25 protein-coding genes are annotated in these 20,672 nt (G+C 44.4%); 8 read left to right on the plus strand and 17 right to left on the minus strand.

What is annotated here, in order from left to right; translation table 11 throughout:
* Positions 1 to 154 precede the first annotated feature (154 nt).
* Positions 155 to 568: a flagellar basal body-associated protein FliL gene (locus tag ACXAFJ_RS19605; RefSeq protein ID WP_475325825.1), complete on the plus strand. Its 414-nt coding sequence runs from the start codon at positions 155 to 157 to the stop codon at positions 566 to 568.
* 39 nt (positions 569 to 607) lie between these two features.
* On the opposite strand, the gene glpG is transcribed toward ACXAFJ_RS19605, so the two are convergent.
* The 6 genes from glpG to ftsY all read right to left on the minus strand — a co-directional run bounded on the left by glpG (position 608) and on the right by ftsY (position 6,007).
* Complete coding sequence (gene glpG / locus ACXAFJ_RS19610) at positions 608 to 1,432, minus strand: rhomboid family intramembrane serine protease GlpG (protein WP_475325826.1); 825 nt, start codon at positions 1,430 to 1,432, stop codon at positions 608 to 610.
* A 5-nt stretch (positions 1,433 to 1,437) separates the two neighbouring features.
* A complete protein-coding gene (gene glpE, locus ACXAFJ_RS19615; protein ID WP_475325827.1) occupies positions 1,438 to 1,758 on the minus strand; it encodes a thiosulfate sulfurtransferase GlpE in 321 nt (106 codons plus the stop codon).
* 387 nt (positions 1,759 to 2,145) lie between these two features.
* Positions 2,146 to 3,006 carry an RNA polymerase sigma factor RpoH gene (gene rpoH, locus ACXAFJ_RS19620; RefSeq protein ID WP_475325829.1) on the minus strand — a complete coding sequence of 287 codons (861 nt, stop codon included), beginning with the start codon at positions 3,004 to 3,006 and terminating at the stop codon, positions 2,146 to 2,148.
* Positions 3,007 to 3,165: 159 nt separating this feature from the next.
* Entirely contained in the window at positions 3,166 to 4,152 is a 987-nt protein-coding gene (gene ftsX, locus ACXAFJ_RS19625; RefSeq protein WP_475325831.1) for a permease-like cell division protein FtsX, read from the minus strand.
* Positions 4,136 to 4,816, minus strand: a complete 681-nt coding sequence (gene ftsE, locus ACXAFJ_RS19630) for a cell division ATP-binding protein FtsE (RefSeq protein WP_475325832.1) — start codon at positions 4,814 to 4,816, stop codon at positions 4,136 to 4,138. The genes ftsX and ftsE overlap by 17 nt, the downstream gene beginning before the upstream one ends.
* Positions 4,817 to 4,834: 18 nt before the next feature.
* Positions 4,835 to 6,007 carry a signal recognition particle-docking protein FtsY gene (gene ftsY, locus ACXAFJ_RS19635; RefSeq protein WP_475325834.1) on the minus strand — a complete coding sequence of 391 codons (1,173 nt, stop codon included), beginning with the start codon at positions 6,005 to 6,007 and terminating at the stop codon, positions 4,835 to 4,837.
* Positions 6,008 to 6,189: 182 nt separating this feature from the next.
* On the opposite strand from ftsY, the gene rsmD reads away from it, so the two are divergent.
* A complete protein-coding gene (gene rsmD, locus ACXAFJ_RS19640; protein WP_475325835.1) occupies positions 6,190 to 6,786 on the plus strand; it encodes a 16S rRNA (guanine(966)-N(2))-methyltransferase RsmD in 597 nt (198 codons plus the stop codon).
* Between the two features lie 2 nt (positions 6,787 to 6,788).
* Entirely contained in the window at positions 6,789 to 7,064 is a 276-nt protein-coding gene (locus ACXAFJ_RS19645; protein ID WP_475325837.1) for a DUF1145 domain-containing protein, read from the plus strand.
* Positions 7,065 to 7,146: 82 nt separating this feature from the next.
* Here the strand turns inward: ACXAFJ_RS19645 and ACXAFJ_RS19650 are convergent, their stop codons facing one another.
* The 4 genes from ACXAFJ_RS19650 to ACXAFJ_RS19665 all read right to left on the minus strand — a co-directional run bounded on the left by ACXAFJ_RS19650 (position 7,147) and on the right by ACXAFJ_RS19665 (position 9,869).
* Positions 7,147 to 7,731 (minus strand): YhgN family NAAT transporter, encoded by a 585-nt coding sequence (locus ACXAFJ_RS19650; protein ID WP_475325838.1) that lies wholly within the window; start codon positions 7,729 to 7,731, stop codon positions 7,147 to 7,149.
* A gap of 99 nt (positions 7,732 to 7,830) precedes the next feature.
* A complete protein-coding gene (locus ACXAFJ_RS19655) occupies positions 7,831 to 8,067 on the minus strand; it encodes a YecH family metal-binding protein (protein WP_475325839.1) in 237 nt (78 codons plus the stop codon).
* Between the two features lie 71 nt (positions 8,068 to 8,138).
* The gene (locus ACXAFJ_RS19660; RefSeq protein ID WP_475325841.1) at positions 8,139 to 8,762 is read right to left on the minus strand and encodes a lysoplasmalogenase; all 624 of its coding nucleotides are present in this window, start codon (positions 8,760 to 8,762) and stop codon (positions 8,139 to 8,141) included.
* Between the two features lie 738 nt (positions 8,763 to 9,500).
* Positions 9,501 to 9,869, minus strand: a complete 369-nt coding sequence (locus ACXAFJ_RS19665) for a DUF4145 domain-containing protein (protein WP_475325842.1) — start codon at positions 9,867 to 9,869, stop codon at positions 9,501 to 9,503.
* A 223-nt stretch (positions 9,870 to 10,092) separates the two neighbouring features.
* Between ACXAFJ_RS19665 and ACXAFJ_RS19670 the strand changes: the two genes are divergently transcribed.
* Positions 10,093 to 10,422, plus strand: a complete 330-nt coding sequence (locus ACXAFJ_RS19670; RefSeq protein ID WP_475325844.1) for a DUF2500 domain-containing protein — start codon at positions 10,093 to 10,095, stop codon at positions 10,420 to 10,422.
* Between the two features lie 320 nt (positions 10,423 to 10,742).
* Here ACXAFJ_RS19670 and arsJ read toward each other — a convergent pair whose 3' ends face one another.
* From arsJ to rhtB, 6 genes are all read right to left on the minus strand, one after another.
* Entirely contained in the window at positions 10,743 to 11,969 is a 1,227-nt protein-coding gene (gene arsJ, locus ACXAFJ_RS19675) for an organoarsenical effux MFS transporter ArsJ (RefSeq protein ID WP_475325845.1), read from the minus strand.
* Between the two features lie 18 nt (positions 11,970 to 11,987).
* Positions 11,988 to 12,494 carry a phosphatase domain-containing putative toxin gene (locus ACXAFJ_RS19680; RefSeq protein WP_475325846.1) on the minus strand — a complete coding sequence of 169 codons (507 nt, stop codon included), beginning with the start codon at positions 12,492 to 12,494 and terminating at the stop codon, positions 11,988 to 11,990.
* A 2-nt stretch (positions 12,495 to 12,496) separates the two neighbouring features.
* Entirely contained in the window at positions 12,497 to 13,498 is a 1,002-nt protein-coding gene (locus ACXAFJ_RS19685) for an ArsJ-associated glyceraldehyde-3-phosphate dehydrogenase (RefSeq protein WP_475325848.1), read from the minus strand.
* Positions 13,499 to 13,509: 11 nt separating this feature from the next.
* Positions 13,510 to 13,851: a metalloregulator ArsR/SmtB family transcription factor gene (locus ACXAFJ_RS19690; protein ID WP_475325849.1), complete on the minus strand. Its 342-nt coding sequence runs from the start codon at positions 13,849 to 13,851 to the stop codon at positions 13,510 to 13,512.
* 130 nt (positions 13,852 to 13,981) lie between these two features.
* Entirely contained in the window at positions 13,982 to 15,208 is a 1,227-nt protein-coding gene (locus ACXAFJ_RS19695) for an EAL and HDOD domain-containing protein (RefSeq protein ID WP_475325850.1), read from the minus strand.
* A gap of 25 nt (positions 15,209 to 15,233) precedes the next feature.
* Positions 15,234 to 15,857, minus strand: coding sequence for a homoserine/homoserine lactone efflux protein (gene rhtB / locus ACXAFJ_RS19700; protein ID WP_475325852.1), 624 nt, complete (start codon positions 15,855 to 15,857; stop codon positions 15,234 to 15,236).
* 156 nt (positions 15,858 to 16,013) lie between these two features.
* Between rhtB and ACXAFJ_RS19705 the strand changes: the two genes are divergently transcribed.
* Both ACXAFJ_RS19705 and ACXAFJ_RS19710 read left to right on the plus strand, forming a co-directional pair.
* Positions 16,014 to 17,024, plus strand: a complete 1,011-nt coding sequence (locus ACXAFJ_RS19705; protein ID WP_475325853.1) for an alpha/beta fold hydrolase — start codon at positions 16,014 to 16,016, stop codon at positions 17,022 to 17,024.
* 134 nt (positions 17,025 to 17,158) lie between these two features.
* Positions 17,159 to 18,010: a Cof-type HAD-IIB family hydrolase gene (locus ACXAFJ_RS19710; RefSeq protein ID WP_475325854.1), complete on the plus strand. Its 852-nt coding sequence runs from the start codon at positions 17,159 to 17,161 to the stop codon at positions 18,008 to 18,010.
* A gap of 27 nt (positions 18,011 to 18,037) precedes the next feature.
* On the opposite strand, the gene ACXAFJ_RS19715 is transcribed toward ACXAFJ_RS19710, so the two are convergent.
* Positions 18,038 to 18,490 (minus strand): EVE domain-containing protein, encoded by a 453-nt coding sequence (locus tag ACXAFJ_RS19715; RefSeq protein WP_475325856.1) that lies wholly within the window; start codon positions 18,488 to 18,490, stop codon positions 18,038 to 18,040.
* A gap of 43 nt (positions 18,491 to 18,533) precedes the next feature.
* Here ACXAFJ_RS19715 and ACXAFJ_RS19720 point away from each other — a divergent pair, with 43 nt between their 5' ends.
* Both ACXAFJ_RS19720 and ACXAFJ_RS19725 read left to right on the plus strand, forming a co-directional pair.
* Positions 18,534 to 20,078, plus strand: a complete 1,545-nt coding sequence (locus ACXAFJ_RS19720; protein WP_475325857.1) for a COG3650 family protein — start codon at positions 18,534 to 18,536, stop codon at positions 20,076 to 20,078.
* The gene (locus tag ACXAFJ_RS19725) at positions 20,079 to 20,660 is read left to right on the plus strand and encodes a tRNA-uridine aminocarboxypropyltransferase (RefSeq protein WP_475325858.1); all 582 of its coding nucleotides are present in this window, start codon (positions 20,079 to 20,081) and stop codon (positions 20,658 to 20,660) included. It begins immediately after the preceding gene.
* Positions 20,661 to 20,672: the final 12 nt, after the last annotated feature.

The following is a 20,672-nucleotide window of genomic DNA, read 5'->3' on the forward strand; positions in this document are numbered from 1 at the left end:
TTCCTGATTCACATCAGTACTACCCTACTGCGACCGTTTTCGGTTAAACTTGATTTTTCAATCGTTTAACACAAATTAATGCTTTTGTTGTGCACATTGTAACAAGACAGAAGCGATTCGAATATCGTCGTACATAGAAAGAAAAGAAATAACTATGTTAAAAACTTATGTCAAGTCGGTTTGGATGGCATTGATATTGTTATCAACGTCGATGGCTTTTGCTCAAGATAAAGAGGCAGAACCTCAACTTGCTTACTTTACTCTCGAACCCGACCTCACGACTAACTTCTACACCAAAGGCAAAGACCTAGGGTATATTCAAGTGCGTATCGATATTATGGTATCGAGTGCGACTGACCTACCGATCATCGAGCTACACCAGCCCCTCATTCGGGATGCAGTGATTGAGCTAATGGGAAAACAGTCTGAAGATACGATTAAAACCTTGGCGGGAAGAGAGGACTTGAGAAAGTCTTTGGTCGAGCAGTTAAATCAAATTCTCTTGCCCGAGACAGGGAGAACTATTATTGCTGATTTACTCTTCACTAAGTATTTGTACCAACAATAAAAGTTACCCAATAGTCTAACCAAAAATGTGTTTATCGTCTTAACGACGTATAGCGTCAAACGCGCCCAGCAATAAACCAGCGATCAGCCCGCCCACATGGGCTGAATTCGCGACAGGAAGAAATGGTTGAACAAATCCAACTATCAACCAAATCAACATAAAACCGAACACCGGGTTAGCTAACGCTAGACCTTTTTCTGGCTTTTTGACGCCCATTATCCAAACGTATCCAACCAAACCATAAACCACACCTGATAGTCCGCCAAACGATGCATCATTGAACCAAAATTGAGCACCGCCAGAGATCACAGCAGAGATAATCGCGACACTGAGTAGTTTGAAAGTGCCGAGCTTGTTCTCAACATCGCCACCTAGCTGCCACCACCAAATCAAGTTGAAAGCAATATGTGCGACAGAGAAGTGCATAATGGCATGAGTAATAAAGCGCCAAATCTCCTGGTATTGCCAAGCGCCCATTGGAAAGTGCAATAGCTCAAACACTTGATTTTGATAACCCATGCTTTGCAGTACAAAAACTAACACACAAGTAAATAAGGTTAATGCAGTGAAAGGACCAAGTTGCGAAAGAAAGCGAGCCTTGAGGTCGCCCGATGGGTACTGAAAAGTGGGACTATGGCTAGGTTCTACTTGCCAAGACGCCGCGTGATACTTGTCTTGGTCAGGATCAGTCATGAATTCGCTGAATTCTTGTTTGACGCGCGGTAAAAGGTCATCGTCCTGTACCCATAATACATACCCCCCCGACGCTTCTTGCGTTAACTTTACGTCGATATGTTGTGTACGCATGTAATCAATAAAGGCTTGCACCATTCTCGGGTTATCGACTTGGGTAAAGGCAATCATAACAATTAGCTAGCTTCTGTTGGTAACTCTTGTCTCTGCCAGACTTCAAAGCCACCATCTACACTGTAGACGGTTTCATAGCCTTGATTCACCAGGTATTGGGCAGCACCTTGGCTACTAATGCCGTGATAGCACATCACTAGCACTGGCGTATCAAAGTCAACATCTTGCATAAATTGGACAGCCGTATCGTTAGTTAGGTGAAACGCTTCTTTGGCATGTGATACTGCAAATGATTGAGGGTCACGAATATCGACCAAACGCGCATCTTGGCTTTGCATAAGCTCTAAAGCGCTTTTTACATCGATATGTTTAAACTGTTCCATAAAGGGTCCTTTCGCTTCCAATGACTGTTTATTGTAGTGTCTGGATTGTAACCTATCCAAAAGCAAACAAGTACGGACAGCCATTGTGGCCTTCTTTGCCTGATCAAATTTGCACCACCTGTGCATAACGCTGTGGATTAGGTTGATAAAGTGTCTTGATGCAAAAAGATCCACAATATCTAGTATTGATCTTGTTTTTTCTGTGGGTAGTTAGCTTTTTATCCAAATTAGAATACTGGTCAGAATCCCAGTATTTAGCAGTGTTCAGCTCGCCCTGTTACATTTTTTGTCACAGACTTATGCACAGGTAATTGAATCACAAGCATAAAAAAACCATGATCTTTAGATCATGGTTTCTCAAAAATGCTTAAAGGAATGATCGCGGTATTAGCCGAACTCACCAACCGCAACTTTTAGCTTTTTCATCGCATTTTTTTCCAGCTGACGAATACGCTCGGCTGATACCCCATATTCCTCTGCTAAATCTTGAAGCGTTGTCTTGTTGTCATCCAACCAGCGAGAGCGAACAATGTGTTGGCTGCGGTCGTCTAGCGTAGACAATGCCAGGCTTAGGCGATTATGGGTGTGAGCTTCCCAGTTTTGCGCTTCAACGGTTTCAGCTAAATCTGAGGCCTTATCTTCTAGGTACAGCATAGGAGCTGTGTAAGCGGTACCTGTGTCGTCATCGTCCATTGGCATATCAAAGGCAGAATCTTGCGCGGCAAGACGCGATTCCATCTCGCGGACTTCTGACGGCTCTACACCAAGTTCACGTGCAACTGTTTCCACTTCACCGTTGTTGAACCAACCTAAGCGCTTTTTAGATTTGCGAAGGTTAAAGAACAGCTTGCGCTGCGCTTTAGTTGTCGCAATTTTTACGATGCGCCAATTGCGCAACACATATTCGTGAATTTCAGCTTTGATCCAGTGAACGGCAAAAGACACCAATCGAACACCAACTTCTGGGTTGAAGCGTTTTACCGCTTTCATTAGTCCGATATTGCCTTCTTGAACTAGATCAGCCATTGGCAATCCATAACCTGAGTAACCACGAGCGATATGAACTACAAAACGCAGGTGTGACAAAATCAGCCCTTTCGCTGCATCAATTTCTGCATTGTAGTGTAGACGCTCTGCCAGCTCCCGCTCTTCATCGGCGGTCAGCATTGGATAGCTGTTTACCGTACGAATGTAGCTATCTAAGCTATCTTGAGTGACAACGGCCATTGGATACGCGTTACTTGTCATTCCATTCCTCATCAAGTTTGACATGGACACTGAATAAAAATACCAGCCTAGATTGCTTAAGATTCAGGCTGAGACCGATCATTATGCATAATCGAAAAGACTATACAAGAGAAAAAGTATACGCCATCGTGTACTTTCTTTAACTATGACCTTTACTATTTATACTGGTTCAATTTCTTTTAGATGACGATGTGCAGAGATTTTCGCTGCCACACATCCTAGAAAGGTGCCGACCACAACCAATAACAGCGACTCATCCCAGTTTAGACCAATTAGTCGAAACTGGCTGTCATAAAGTGCTGCCAAAAGTTCCACTCTATCATTGAGCACAACGGTCACAACGGCAGTCATCGACCAAGCGGTTATTGAACCTAACAAACCGAACCACATACCCGTGTACAAATACGGTCTCAGTATAAAACCGTCTGTTGCCCCAATAAGTTTCATGGTTTGTATTTCTTCTTTGTTGGCCAACACGTTAAATCGCAATGTGCTACCGACAATTAAGAAGACGGATCCCAACATCAAAATACTCAACGCAATCACAATCGCCGCTACCAGTGATTTAATGGCGTCAAGTCGTGATAACCAATCTTCATCTAAGCGAACATCGGTAATGACATCAAACGATCGCATCTTTTCGACGATGATTTCGGTCGATTCGGCTTTGTCGTCGCTAGGGGTCACGATTAGAACGGCGGGCAATGATGCGTTATCAAGTAATGATATGGCATTTTCAAAACCTGAATACTCACTTAAATCAGCCAAGCCTTGTTGTGAAGAGATGTAATCCACACTCAAAACGACGGGTAGAGACTCAAGTGAATCTTTTATGATGATGATTCGCGCTTCTGTTGTGTCTTCTTGAACAAAACCACTAATGTGAGCTGGGCTAGTCACATCGCTTGATGCAATGGCAATGTTTTTACCTAATAAATAGAGGCAAGTTGGTAAGGTGAGCGCCATCGCGATAACCGACAATGTCATCAAGTTACCTAAAGGCCGCAGCCAAAGTTCACTCAAGGCCAGCTTGGCTTGCTTAAAATGCACCTTGATAAAGCCATCGGTGGCCAAACGTTTGGCGCTACGGCTTTGCTTGTTTGCCGCTGCCTTTTTTTTCGGTTGTGCCTTAGACCGCTTGACCATACTGCTCCACCTCGCTGAGATAACCTTGGTTCAGTTCCAAATGACGATACTGAGGACGAGAGTTCACCAAACCAATATCGTGCGTTGCCAGCAATATCGTTACACCTGCGCGGTTAAACTCTTCAAACAACTTAATCACACGACCAGACAAATCCGGGTCTAGGTTACCTGTCGGTTCATCCGCTAAAACTAAGGTGGGACGGTTCACCACCGCTCGAGCAATACCGACTCGTTGCTGTTCACCACCAGACAGTTGCGATGGCAAACACTTGGCTTTATCTAATAAACCGGTTTTATCAAGCGCGGCTGAGACACGACGTTTAATATCATTTTCTGATACTGATTCAATTCGCATAGGCAGCGCGACATTTTCAAAAACACTGCGATCCATCAACAGGCGATGATCTTGAAATACGATTCCAATATTACGTCTTAAAAATGGGATATCACGATTCGGGATGCGCGTAATATCATGCCCATTAAAACTAATTTTACCGTCAGATGGTCGTTCGATAGCACAAATGAGTTTGAGCAGGGTACTTTTCCCTGCTCCAGAATGCCCACCCAGAAACGCCATTTCTCCGCGTCTCAAATGGAAATCCACTTTTTGCAATGCCTGACGACCACCTCGGTAAGCCTTGCTTACCTGTTGGAATCGAATCACTCAGCGTCTCCCTATTAACTAGTCGTCACGACTAAATAGCGCTTCAATAAACTGTTCCGTTTCAAATGGACGCAGATCATCGATGCCTTCTCCTACCCCAATGTAACGGATAGGAATTTGGAATTGGTCAGCAAGCGCAAAAATCACACCGCCTTTTGCCGTTCCATCCAGTTTGGTTAGTGTAATACCCGTCAATGGTGCAACGTCACTAAACAGCTTGGCTTGGCTGATCGCGTTTTGCCCTGTACCGGCATCTAGAGTAAGCATAATTTCATGTGGTGCTGAATCATCAATTTTCTTCATTACACGCACAATTTTGCGAAGCTCTTCCATTAAGTTCGCTTTGTTCTGCAGACGGCCGGCGGTGTCAGCAATCACCACATCAACGCCGCGCGCTTTCGCCGCTTCGATTGCATCATAGATAACCGAAGCACTATCAGCGCCAGTATGTTGAGCGATCACAGGCACTTGATTGCGCTCACCCCAAACTTGTAGCTGTTCGACAGCAGCGGCACGGAAGGTATCACCCGCAGCCAACATCACTTTTTTACCTTCAGCTTGGAATTGTTTGGCTAACTTACCTATGGTGGTGGTTTTACCCACGCCATTCACACCTACCATCAAAATAACGTAAGGGGTTTTACTTTCGTCAATTTGCAGAGGTTGCTCAACGGTAGATAAGATCTCTGCCATTTCTTGTTTGAGTAAGCCATATAGCGCTTCGCCATCTTTCAGATCTTGGCGAGATGCTTTTTCAGTCAAGTTATCAATGATCTTAACTGTGGTGTCCATGCCGACATCGGCAATCAACAATTGCTCTTCTAACTCTTCGAACAATTCATCATCGATTTTCTTTCCTTGGAATAAACCAAAGAAACCTGAACCAATATTCGCTTTAGTTCGAGATAAACTGCGTTTTAAACGAGTGAAAAAGCCTTCACTGGGCTTGGTTTGCTCTTCTACTCGCGGCGCGCTAACCACTGACTCTTCAGAAGCTTGCGGTGGATCGTTTTCTATTTCTTTTTCCGTTTCAGTAACTTCACTGACGCTGTCTTCTTGCGATTGTTGTTCTGGTTCAACTTGCTCTTCGGTAGACGCTAGCGCTTGTTCGCTCTTGTTGTCAGGAGATTGGTTTTCTTCTTCACCAAACCCCAACCAAGACAACAGTCCGCGCTTTTTCTTTTCTGTCATTGAATTTACTATCCTAAATAATGGCTCTTTGACGAGCTATTTGTATGTTTTGGCTCGATGAGGCTGCTTTTCTAATGGGCGGGATGTAAACCACGTCATTTGACGTTAAACTTCGCCATTGCCTCACCGCCTGAATTTGGGCGATAGAGTATCGTATCACTTTATAAACGGTCAAAAAATCTATGCCTAGAAGACGTCAGTCTAAGACTTCACAAAAATCACCTTCTGTCGGACAAATTCGTATTATTGGCGGATTGTGGCGAGGACGAAAACTCCCCGTTCATGATGCTGAGGGGTTAAGGCCAACCAGTGATAGAGTCAAAGAAACCTTGTTCAACTGGCTCGCGGCATATGTACCCCAAGCAAGGTGTTTGGACCTATTTGCGGGCGCAGGTGGTTTAGGTTTTGAAGCGGCATCACGACAAGCTGAATTAGTGACTATGATTGAGCTCAACCCAAAAGCCGCAGCGCAACTGAGACAAAATGCGGCTTCTCTGAAAACCAATAGTATCGAGATTGTTGAAGCAGATGCACTCGCTGTATTAAAGGAAAAACCAGCCTTACCCTATGACGTAATTTTTATCGATCCGCCTTTTCGCAAAGGGCTGCTTGATGAAGTCCTTAATTTGTTGGAATCAAACCATTGGCTCAGTGATCAAGCGGCGATTTATCTCGAATGTGAAAAAGAGTTAGAGCTGCCCACTTTGCCTGACGCATGGAATCTGCATCGCGAAAAAACTGCTGGTCAGGTCTGCTATCGCTTATTTCTAAAGGAATAATCATGAAGCTCTTACTTGGTGTTGCGAAGGCAGCGGTCGCGTTTGTGTGGTTAGTGCTGCTATTTAACCTCATTAGTCCATTCCAAGGGCAAATCTCAACTGCGTTGTATTTGATGACAGCGTTTCTTTTCGTCATGCATGGTATTCAACTGCAAGTGTTCGTGAAAGCCTTTGGCAATCAAGTACAGTTAAGTCGACAGGAAAAAATCGCTATTTTTGCCTTCGGCGTGTTTGCGTTGCTTGAGCTCAAACAAAAGTACTTGAGTCAGAATAAGTAAATAAAGGCGAATAGACCTTCATAGGCATACAAAAACGGCCTCTAAACTGCACGTTTAGAGGCCGTTCATCAATCGTTCTCAGTTACCCAATGTAACTTTTGACTCCATCCAAGAACATTTGGGTCGAAATCATAACCAACAGCAATCCCATCAAACGCTCTGTTGCTTTGAGTCCTCTTTCCCCCAAAACTCGGTGGAAGAAGTTGTAGAACATCAATACAAAAAACGTGGCTCCCCAGGCAATAGCAACGGCTATAGACAGATCCGTCAGTTTATCTGGGTGCTGGCTCGATAATAGCAACAGCGCCGCAATCACAGAAGGACCCGCAATCATCGGGATAGCCATTGGAACAATAAATGGTTCTTCTCCAGCCGCAAGCCCTGTAATGCTGCCCGCGCTGGGGAAAATCATCTTAATAGCGATGATAAACAAGATGATGCCACCTGAGATACTTAGCGTTTCTGGCTGTACCTGTAAGAAGGTTAAAATGCTCTGACCCGCAAACAGGAACAACAATAAGATCGCTAACGCAAACAATAGCTCGCGGATCAGTATCTTACGACGACGCTTTGGATCGATATGCTTCAATATAGAAAGCACAATAGGTAGGTTTCCTAGCGGATCCATGATTAGGAATAACATGGTCGCAGCGGACAAAATCTCCATACTGGTAAAGCCTTGTAACAATAACGGCGCAAGTATAGCAACGCCGTTAAGACTATGCTCGACTAATTGAAGACTAGATTGAGATGAGAGTCTGCAGACCTAGTGACTGCACACCTTGCGTCGGTTGAGGGTTAACTTGCCATCGTGAATCAGCACTTTTTGCTTCTCAACAAAGAAAACCAATAAATCGTCGATCGAAAAGCCACTGCGCTTGCAAGTGCGGTAAAGCGTATGTTCGCCAAAATGTGCAATCGCTTGAGATTTTAGTTCATGCTCAGTCAGCTCTGTTTCACTGAGCAGCTGTAATACCTGATGAGCGTGGATTTGCTCTGACATATCAATTCTCCTCGAACTTGTTCTGTTCTCAGATTACTGCACGGCATCAGAAAAACTTTGATTTGTTGCAATTAAATCGCAACCGACGCGGTTATCAACGCGTGAGCCAGCAAATAGCTACCAGAAATCAGGTAGCGCCCTAGCCAAACTGGATGTTTGTAATCATGAATCGCGAGTAGAACCGCTGAGAAGCATAGTGTAATACTGCCTAAAAAGCCCAATAGACTCTGATTAGAAGTATGAAGCAGCAATACTTCACCCGATGCCCACATCAACTGAATTAACGTTGCACCCATTAACAAAACGGGTAAGACCACACGGTCCAGCTTGGGCAATAACAAAAAGAAAAGTACGGTGCCAGCGCCAAACAACATAGCTGGAAGCCACCAGATCATTTCACCGTCAATTCGCATCCAAAACGCATAGCCATAGATAACCTGAACTGCGAGAAAAGCTCCAAAACAGGCGCTGCGATAACGACGAAATAGAAAAAAAGCATCGGCAATAATAGAAACGCATAGCCCGAGTGCTACCCAACTAGCCGGTGATGAAGTCGACAACGGTTGCTCGAGTAGCATGATCAGCAACATGCTCAAACTAAATGTTTTGAACACAACAGCGAGTACTTTGTTGTTATTTTCTACGGCTGAAACACTAATGTAGCCCGACAAAGCCACCGATAACCAGCTCCACATTACTATTGCCTCAATTAAGACCAGCGAACAGTTTAGGCAGCAGGTAAGCATTGTCCAGAACAGGGACAGAAAAGTTGGATCTCTGTAGGGCAATTAGAGAGCGATGAAAAACTCAGCAACAAGCGTTCAACATCGGGATAACAAAAACATTGTTTTTGAGCTGATAACAAAAAAATTAAACCAAAACCTCGCCAAAGAGTATCAAAAAAAGAAAAAACAGAAAAAACCACATTTAAACCTGACAAAAATTTAAAAAAAACCACTTACTATCATATGGATAAATTAATTATTTTAATTTTAGAGAACCTAAATAAAAAACAACTTGAACAGACAATAAATACCAATAAAAAAATGTCAATCCTTCGATAACTATGACTTTGAAAAGGAAAACCAATGGCATTTGTCCCAATCATTATGTGTAGAAACCAAAACTAAACAAACCCAGATAAGATAAATTCCAAAACAAAATTAAAGCAATTAAACAAAATAACTCATTGTTTAAATTAAAAATTAAAGAAAGTTAAAAACAAAAAAGACATCGAAAAGCAAGAAAATTTCAAATGAAAACTACAAAATATGAAAGTTATGGACTATTATCTTAACAGACAAACAAAAAGGGGGAGTTATGTCGTTATCACAAGTGAAAGGAGTCGTGATGATCTTAGTCGTTTTTGCCCTGATGACCCTACCATTGCTCTTATCGAGTTAAGGGCGACCTGTTAGTTTGAGTATGTGAATTTACTTAAGTTGATCGACAAAAGTGTCCCAGTAGGTGTAGTACACAGCAAGTGCACCGAAAGTCATCAGCATCATTAGAAAAACTGCAGCTCGCCACACAAAACGAGAACTGCGCGGGGTCAACTCACGTTCACACTGATCGCAGACCGACATAAACTGATTGAGATTATCCAGTTGAAAGTCGTCTTCATGCACCGTCTTATTACGGATAGTCGCAATATATCTCAGCTTACTAATTACATCATGAGGAAGCCTTTCTTCACTACTGGTGATCAATTGGTGCAGTCCTTTTCCTTCCGCGTGATAGCTTTCTCTCAATAACCTTTCAATTCGTCGACTTCGTTGAATGACGCGTTCAATATCAGACATATGCCCTCCTTGGGTACCTGTTAATATTAGACGTTACCAAGCCAAAATAGTGCCAACTAATCGTCAAACTATCGTCATTTTTGTCATCAGCTTTGTTACATGCGCTTAAGATTTGCTATCTATTGACCTCGATAATTTGACCAAACTACGGTTCTGAGCTCGACCCGCTACCAAATCTATCCATTATCGATACAATCTTGCCGACGATTGGGGGAGATTTACCATGCCATTGACTTTAATTGCCGCCATAGCGCTATTTGCTGTGTTGGCGGGCTGGCTATATGTTCAATTTTATCGCAAACACATCAAGGGTGAAAATGCACCTGAGCTGACTGCTGAGGTTACCGTGCTGGACAAACAAGCGATTGATGTCCCAGATGCACAGCCTGGACAAGAAGACCAAGAATATTGGATTTACGTTCAGAAAGGCAAAGTAGGACCAAAGCGCGAGTTTCAGGTAGGTGTGCACTATTTCCACGCACTTAATCCGGGCGACAAAGGCACTATGACCTATCGCGGTGATAAGTTTCTGCACTTCGCAGTCAAGCGCTGATAAGCCAGCTGATAAAACAAAGGGAGCCATTGGCTCCCTTTGTTATTAATATACCCAAGTGACCTCAAGATGCGAGGTTCAGCGAGAATTAACTAGGCTTCAGACAAGGCATTGATTTGCAGATCTAGTCGCTCTACATCAAGAATCAATAACGCAGTATGAAGCCTAGTTAAACTCGCCCTTGGGAGCTCATATTCTGTCTCATTTCTTCGTCATAGAACTTGGAAAGGACTCGTCATTCCGCTGCGTTCTCTTCCTTGAACTGAACCAGAATATGTAGCTCTGAATTCTGCATCTTGAAGTTACTTGGGTATAGTGACTTACACAGCAGATGATTCGATCTTGCGTTGTGTTGGCAACCCCACTGATATCAACGACGTTAATACTAAAAACGCCACCGAAACCCAGAGACACACGGCCATACCGTAGGCCTGAAACAGCCAGCCTGACAATATGGTACCAATCAAACGACCCATAGCATTTGCCATGTAGTAAAAACCAACATCAAGTGATACACCATCGCCCTTGGCATAACTAACAATCAAATATGAGTGCAAAGATGAATTGATAGCAAAGACGGCGCCAAACACCAATAAGCCAATAATAATTGAGTATTCCGGGTACCACTGATGGTGAATGGATAATGCAACTAAAGCAGTGACGCCACATAGAACGACTGCCCATTTCAAAGCTTCGCGACCACCCGGAGCATAATCTTGTCCTTGTTTGGTGAGCTTAGGAGCCAATCCTTGAACAAGGCCATAAGCAATAATCCAAAGCGCTAAGAATCCACCCACATAACTGTGGCCCCAGCCGAATACAGAGCCCAGATAAATGGGCAAAGCAACCACAAACCACACATCTCGCGCGCCAAACAAAAATAGACGAGCCAACGACAAAATGTTTACCGAACGTGACTTCGAGAAAATTTCGTTGAATTTGGGTTTGGTTTTGCTTTTCCCCATCTCTTGTTTGAGCCAAATAAGGCTGGAGATAAAAACAAGTACCAATACGGATGCCATGGCGATCATCGCCTGCTGAAAACCAATCCACGCCAGCAACACTCCACCCAAAAAGAATCCAAATCCTTTCAGCGCATTTTTAGACCCAGTAAGTGCCGCTACCCATTTGTAAAGCGCCTGATTTTCTCCAGAAGGCACAAGGGTCTTAATGGCACTTTTTGCACTCATTTTGTTAAGGTCTTTGGCTATCCCTGAAATAGCTTGAGCAGCCATCACCCAAGGTATGGTTAGCCATGCACTTGGCATCGCTAACATAAGCAGAGCAAAGATCTGGAGTGCTAACCCGACATTCATGGTTCGGTTTAGCCCCAATCTTGCGCCTAACCAACCTCCGACTAAGTTAGTGACAACACCAAAAAACTCGTAGAACAAAAACAGTGAGGCAATGGCCAAAGTGCTGTAGCCAAGATCATAAAAGTACAAGACCACCAGCATGCGCAGCGCACCGTCTGTGACGGTGAAATTCCAGTAGTTGAAAGTAACAAGGCCGTACTGGCGAACCTCTGGGCTAAAACGACTAAACATCACAGACTCTCTATCTCTTTAGATTGCAGCGAGCTCTACACTCATATATTGCTGCAAAAAAGACACTTGCGGCGCTTTAGTAAATGCCCCGGGACGAAGTGCTTGAACCTGCTGAACAATGTCTTCGGCTTTCCAGCCAAGGTCAGCCAGTAACAAACCTGCAATCAATCCAGTTCGGCCCGAGCCACCCATGCAATGAATCGCGACCTTATGTCCGTTTTGCAATGCAGCTTGAAGTGATTGGCTTGCAGCCGGCCATAATGCTTCAAACGTGTCAGTTGGCCCCTCATCATCTTCAATAGCAAGATGAAACCATGCTAGCTTGAGTTTTTCACACTCTGCCGGAATACCTGCCACACCTTTATCTTCCATTTCTTGCTGAGTTTGAGCGGTGACCACAGCCGTCACCCCTTGCTCGCGCAGTTGCTCAAGAGCTTCAGCGGTCGAACAGCCTTTAGCCCCAGGGCTAGGCATCAAAATTAACGCGCCAGAATCTAATGGCAATTCATAAATAGGATGACTCATCTCTATGCCTCTCCAACATTTTTCACAAGTTCAGCGGTGCGTGTTGCGTAACCCATTTCGTTGTCGTACCACGCGTAAATCTTCACCATGCGATCGTTGACCACCATAGTGGATTGCGCGTCAACAACCGTTGAGCGTTGGTCACCTTTATAGTCAATTGAAACAAGAGGTTTGGTTTCGAAACCTAATATGCCTTTGAGTTCGCCTTCAGCCGCAGACTGCAGTAGTTGATTCACCTCTCCCGCAGTGGTATCGCGTTTGACATCAAAGATCACGTCTGTCAAAGATGCATTGGCTAGAGGAACGCGAACCGCATGACCATTAATCTTATCTTTCAGTTCAGGGAAGATTTCAACAATGGCCGTCGCCGAACCAGTGGTAGTTGGAATCAAACTCATACCACACGCGCGAGCGCGACGAAGATCTTTATGTGGGGCATCTAGAATAGTTTGGGTGTTAGTTAAATCATGAATAGTCGTGAATGAAGCACGCTCTATTCCCAATTTTTCGTGAATAACTTTGACAACAGGTGCTAAGCAGTTTGTCGTACACGATGCTGCTGTGACGATTCGGTGCTGTTCAGGGTCAAAAATCTCATCGTTGACACCCACCACAATATTGGCAACACCAGGTTCCTTAACTGGAGCCGATACCACGACGCGCTTAACACCCTGATCTAAATACTGATTCAATAATTCCGTTTTACGGTGCACACCTGTCGCTTCAATCACCACGTCACATTGAGACCAGTCGGTATCCGCAATGGCTTTGTTTTGCGTCGTAGTGATATGTTGGCCGTTTATCACTATGTCTTTGCCTTCCGCTTCCACGCTGTGGTGCCAACGGCCTTGAACTGAATCAAATTCAAGCAAGTGTGCCAATGTTGCCGTATCCCCGGCGACATCATTAATCTGAACAAACTCAATTTCTGGCCAGTCAAACGAGGCTCTAAGTGCTAATCGGCCAATACGACCAAACCCGTTAATACCTACTTTAATTGTCATAAATACCTCTACTATTGGCAGCAAACTGGACGGTCGCTCATCTGAGCTAACCGCAATACATCTTGTTGATAGCTATCGGTTAAACACTCAGATTTCCCGAGGTCTTCGATAACTTTACGACTCCACCCTGGCAGGGTTTGTGCAATTCGGTAAAACACCCATTGCCCCTGCCTCACATCGGTTAACAAACCGTTTGACCTTAACACCGCTAGATGACGAGAAATTTTCGGTTGGCTTTCTTCTAGTGCTTGAGTGAGCTCACCAACGGATAAACACGTTTCGCGATGAATCATTAAAATGATTCTTACTCGGGTTTCATCGGCTAACAGACGGAAAAACTGGTGGGGTAACATAAGCATACTCATATATGGATATGCATATATAACTATCTTAGTTTGCTGAGGACAACAAGATTGCTTGGTGAATTGTCATAAAAAATTCACCAAAGAGGTCGATTTAAAAATAAAGGTTTCGAGTCAGAGATTACTGAATTTTGCTCAGTTCATGAGTCCAATCTTGAGCTTGACTAAGTCTTTCCGTTACCCGTTCGATTGGCAGTGAAAGTTGCTGGCATACATGCTCAATACCTTGCCAGTCAGCGCGTTCGTAGTATTCATTTACCAACAACAACAAACCATAAGGCCCTTGCCTTGCCACCAAAGCTTGTTTAACCGACTGGCTCAAAGGAAGGTCTGTTAACAACTGGTCCAAGCTGGCATCCATCATGGCATCCATCAATGACAATAATCCAATCAGAAAAGCGGGCTCTTGATGATCGGAGAAAGGATGATCATCAGACATTAGTTGACAGAACTGCGCTCTTTGCAGCGACAGGTGATACAACTCTTTAGGTTTGTTGACTGACACAAATGACGCCACGGTCAGCGAAACAAATATGCGCAGTTTACTGTGCCCCAAATAGATTAACGCCTGCTTAAATGACGTGATTTCCACTTCGGTGCGGTTAGACATGGTATTGACGTATTTCAACAATCGATAAGAGATAGTCGCATCCCTTGCAATGATGTTTTCGACACGTTGATAATCCACTTCGACTTGGCAAACACTTTGGAACAGCTCCATCGCTAAAACGTGCTCTGGACTTAAGTACTTTTGGGTAACCAATTTGGGCTTGGCAAAGAAATAGCCTTGATAAAAGTGAAAACCCGCTTCGCGAGCCGCGATAAACTCTTGCTCCGTTTCCACTCTTTCCGCCAAGTACTTTCTCTTACTACCCAAATTCACACGGTGTTGAACAAAGCGGCACGCAGCGGCGAGTCCTACCTGTGAAACATCGATCTTCACGATATGGACATAGGGTAAAAATCGTTCCCATTGATTGGAGTAAACAAAGTCATCCAACGCGATCAAATACCCTTCCCTCGATAGGCTCTTAACCGCATCAAAAAGTTCATTGGTAGGCTCGCAGGTTTCCAGAATCTCAACCACGATTTCATCTCTTGGCAAGCTGAGTGGTAGTCGGTTGATTAAGCTCTTATACGGGAAATTAATGAAACACCGCGAGCTGCTATTACTCGGGTTGGTACCAATTGCCAAAAAGTTTTCAGCAATCAATCGGTAAGTGGCGCGGTTGGGTTCAACATGAGCAGGATAAGCATTCTCTTCGCCATCGCGAAACAACAATTCATAACCAATCGTCTGACGACGTGTATTTAAAATTGGTTGTCTTGCCACATAAGTCTTTTGCAACTGCTACCACCTTCAGGACTAATTGTTAACTCGATGACTTAGCTGAGGCTAATAATGCACCACAACCGATGAACAATGAACCAAATAACTTATTAATTTTCCTCATTATATTGTCTGATCGCAAAAATTGTCTCATTTGTGATGCGAGCAATGTATAACCGATCATGACTAGGCTATCGACAACAACCGTCGTGATCGCTAATACCCAAAGTTGAAGCACCTGATTTCCATTGGGATCAATGAATTGCGGAAAAAGAGCCACCAAAAAAACGATAGATTTAGGATTAGTCAGATTGACAACGATAGAGCGAGTAAAAAGCTGTAATACAGTACGGTAATTTTCATCCATCGCATTTGTGCTAGGGGGCGCTTCTCGCCACTTGCTAATACCAAGATACAAAAGATACGCCACGCCAAGCCATTTGATCAGCTCAAATAGCCATGCCGAACTGGCTACAAGTGCTCCTATCCCAATACCAACAAGGGCGATGTGGATAGATAGCCCCACTTGTAATCCAGCAACAGAAGTAAGAGAACGCCTAACACCATAACTCAATCCATTGCTGATGGAGTTAACGGTTCCAGAACCAGGAGCGATACTAAACACAATTGCTGTCGCCAAATAAGCTAACCAAACTTGCCATTCCATTTCTTACCTCCTTTTGAGTCTCCTTGAGCTCATAAAAGCTTTTTAACACGATTTTGATAGGGGCTTGTTAAATCCAATTGAAACCAATCGGAAACATGCAACTTCAGTGAGTTTGCGTATAATCATTGTTGTATCAGTGAACTAACGAGAGCCGCCATGTCATTAGCAACAAATTCTGTCGCCGATTACGCTTTTTCATCGGAAGCAGATTTTGATTTTGCAATGAAAAGCCACATTGCCCAAACTTGGAAACACAGGCAAGAGTCTATTCTGACCACTCGAGCTGGTCACCAAATTCACTGGATGAAGCTTACCCATTCGAGCCATACTAAATTAATCGTATTGGTCAATGGACGCATCGAATCCTATTTGAAATACCAAGAACTGATCTACGACTTGTATGCCTTAGGCTACGATGTGGTTTCGTTTGACCACAGAGGTCAAGGGCTGTCTGAACGTCTAACTGACGATCCCCATTTAGGACACATCCATCGTTTCGACGACTACGTAAAAGACATGCACCTTGTCCTGTCTCAGATTGAGATCGAACAATATCAAGACCGCCATATTTTGGCTCACTCAATGGGCGGAACTATTGCCACGCGATACTTACAATCGTACTCAGATTACCGCTTCGACAGCTTAATTCTAAGTGCCCCTATGTTTGGTATCGCAATGCCCTGGTATCTCTCTCTGGTTGCCAAACCACTAGCCTGGCTATTGAATAGCCTGCAACCCTCACCCAGCTATGCGCCAGGTCATGGTCCCTACTACGCAAAGCCTTTTTCGATCAATCCGTTAACTCGTAGTGAAACCCGTTATCGCTGGTTTAGAAATCTTTATCAAAGCAAACCTGAACTGCAGCTCGGTGGTCCGAGTGCCGGCTGGGTCTATCAAGCTCTAAGTGCTACACAAGATTGCTTTGATCAAATGGAATCTTTGTCCACGCCAGTTTTACTGCTGCAAGCCGAGCAGGATATGATCGTCAGCAATAGAGCACAGACTCATTTCTTTCACAACCTTGTCAACGAGAATAACAGCAAACTAATGCGGCTTAAAGGGGCGTATCACGAGATTCTGTTTGAAGGCGATATGATTCGTGACAAGTGCTTAGCTACTATGGCCGATTGGTGTGAAACGGTAGAAAACCGGAAAAACAAGGAATAAGTTTTACCCTCTTTATCACGATGAAGTATAGGTACACTGTGTGTTCACAATATGCGTACAGTGACCTAAAAACGGGCTAACTTAAGCATAAATCTCTAGCCGAATTTTAAATTAGTTACTTCAATAGGATGTGTATGTTTCAAACAGCTAAGCGTTCAGCGACAACAACCGATAAACCAGTAACTATCGTTGCCTCTGATCTGGATGGCACCTTGTTAGCTCCCAATCATCAACTCACAGAATTCGCCAAACAAACTCTCAAGTCCCTCCATGAACAAGGTTTTCATTTTGTCTTTGCAACGGGGCGACATCACATCGACGTGGCTGGAATCAGACAAGCGGTAGGCATTCCAGCGTATATGATCACCTCTAACGGTGCTCGAGTTCACGACGAAAACAATCAACTCTTGTACAGTAACAACGTTCCCAGTGAGTTGGTTCAACCGATTATTGACGTTGTCGGTGATGACCCCAACTTGTTCACGCATCTGTACCGCCACGATAACTGGCTGCTCAATCGTGAAGACGATTATTTGCGTAACTTCCACGATGACTCAGGTTTCACCTACAAAGTCTTTGACGTCAGCAACGCGCCAACTGACGGCATCGCAAAAGTCTTTTTCACACATCCTGAACAAGATCACGACTATCTCGTCGAAGTCGAAACCAAATTAAATCAACGCTTCGCGGATCAACTCAATGTGTCGTTTTCTACGCCGTGGTGTCTGGAAGTAATGGCCAAAGGCGTCAACAAAGGCGAAGCCCTTAACGCCGTGGCTAAGTCACTGGGCCACGAGTTAGTTAACTGTATCGCCTTTGGTGATGGTATGAATGATGTAGAAATGTTGTCGGTCGCGGGACAAGGCTTGGTCATGGGTACGTCTCACCCTAAAGTCATGGCGGCCTTACCGAACAATCCAGTGATTGGTAGTAATGCTGACGATGCGGTAGCGCATTATCTGCAGCAACATTTCATCAAAAGGTAAGTCGCAAGTTACCCTGCTATTGCGCGACTATTCCATAGCCAGAATCGTCGCGTACTCTTCTTTAGTAACTGGCATTATCGACAAACGATTCCCTCGCCTGACCAAGGGCATATTTTCAAGCTCTGGCCGAGCTTTCATTTCTGCCAAACTAATAATTTGCGATAGTTTTTGGCAAAACTCGATATCAACCATGAACCACTTAGGCTGCTCTGGATCTGACTTCGGATCAAAATAATGGCTGTTAGCATCAAAGGCAAAGTGGTCGGGGTACGCTTCTTTCACTACGGTTGCAATGCCAGCTACCCCCACTTGTTTGCAGGACGAGTGATAGATAAGCACTTGATCACCTTGCTTAATCCGATCTCTCAACATATTTCTTGCCTGATAATTGCGTACTCCCTCCCAACACGAAACTTTATTCTGCCTAAGTGTGTCGATTGAGAATTCGTCAGGTTCAGTTTTAAAAAGCCAATATGCCATAATAGCGCCGCTGTTTGCTCTCCAGTTGTAAGGAAGATATATCATGATGATGTGGAAAAACCCAGTATTCTGGCTAGCTTTACTGAGTGTACAGGCTTGCAGTAGTCCAGAATCTACTCAGCAACTACCGCCAGTCTCGACCGTTGAAAAGGTCGCGCCTCCAAAAGAAGTCAAACTGGAGCCCAACAAGGCCATCGCTCCGCAAACTTTTATGATGTCGGGGCAGCTGGTATTGTCTGGTGAGCAACTCGCATTGATCCCCTGCAACAGCGAGCAACAACTTTGGGTTAACTTATCCGATTCAATTCGCAGCGAATTGTTGTCACTCGTTAAAAGTTCTAATCAACCAGTTTACGGCGAACTCGTCGGCTATCTCGCCACCACACCAACTCAAGGTGGTGGTGCTGACTTTCTGGCAACCTTTAATGCCACACAACTCAATCGCTTGGACAAATCTTCGTCTTGCTCAGTAAAACAAGGAACAATGATTGTTGGTAAAGAAAACGCGTGGCTCGCTGAATTCAATCAAACAGGGCTCTCCATCAAGCTGGCTGATCAGCCCGAAGTGTCGTTACCCATTAAAGCTACAACAATCCAAGACAATGTACGAGAGTACCGCGTGCAAGGTGGCACATTGCGATTGGAGCAAGCTATATGTAAACCAAGCCAAACGGACACCGTGTTAGGTTGGCGCGCTCATCTGGATTTAACCAAAGAATCAGGGCTCAGTGGTGAACAACTACAAGGCTGCGCAGCCCTATCTAACATTGATGCGACGCTCAACTGGACTGGTCACTACGCTGCAAAGTCGACTGACAACCAAGCTTTCTCCATATCCTTGACCTTGAATCAGGACCATTCAGCCAAGACTATCTATCGCTATCAAGGGAACCAAGCAGACATCACTGAACGCGGTTATTGGCAACAGATTTCCCCTAATCAGATTCAAGTGGTCATGACCCATCATCAGCAACAAAGACTGGTCACCGAGCGTCTATTTAAAGGTGATGGGTTCACCTTGCATGCACCTCAAGAAAGAGTTGGTAATGTGGTTTACCCCATCGCTAACGGCGGCATCACGTTGTTTAGAACTCAGCAAAGCAGTCCACCCCCTAAAACTGCCTCAGAGCCAACAAGCAGAACACTCAAACCTATTAGATTAGCGGCGAGCTCGAAAGAAGATAATCGGGTTCGACAGTCTTTGCTCGACTACTTTACGATGCACAGAACCAGCCCCAAAAATACCAAGTATCAATGGCTCACTTACGATTTAAATGGAGATGGTCAACAAGAGTTACTGGCCAAAATCAATTGGTGTCAGGGCTCAGGATGTACTTTGTTAGTTTTTGAAAACTATCAAGGTAAGTGGCGTTTCAACAGTCGACTCGTTGAGGTAGATGGGCCTATTTACGTCAATGAAACGGTCAGCTTTGGTTGGCATTCGCTACACACTAGCCCAACTCGCTTTTCTTATGATGGCATCAGCTATCGAAAAAGTAATGCCAACGCTAGCGACGCCGAGACAAACGCTCAATCCGTGGTACTCTTTGCCGACCAAACATCGCCTCATCAAGGTTTCGCGTTGTAAATGAGCTGCCTTAAATGTGGTCTGACACACCAATGTGTGTGTTCAGACCTCCCAGACCTTAGTCACGTTAAAACTCACTTTTCACTAATCACTCATCCCAATGAGCTCAACCGAGAGACCAACACTGGTAAGTGGTTAGCTCAGAGTCTGCCTAACTGCCAAGTATTTTCCTGGCAACGAAAAGAACCGAACCAAGAGTTTTTAGAGCGCTGCGAGCGGTACCCTCCATGGCTTTTGTTCCCAGCCCCACAAGCCGAGTCGATAGAAAACGTGGTATCGCGTGAGACAAACACACCGCATCACTTTGTTATTGTTGATGCAACGTGGCAGGAGGCGAAAAAAATGCTCAATCGCTCTGACTGGCTACCTGAGATGCCCAAAGTCGCGTTTTCAAAGAGCGTTTCATCAAGTTTTACTCTGCGTCGCAACCAGCAAGAAGGAAATTTGTGTACGTTAGAAGTCGCCGCTCAAGTATTGGCAGTGCAAAAACAACAAGTGGAAGGGCAACAATTACTGACCTTTCTCAACCATTTTCACAAGGTGTACCAAGCAGATAAAAGCGGCCACAAATACAACGACTAGCGTTTTATAGCA

It is taken from the genome of Vibrio sp. ABH4_348 (genome assembly GCF_056159765.1).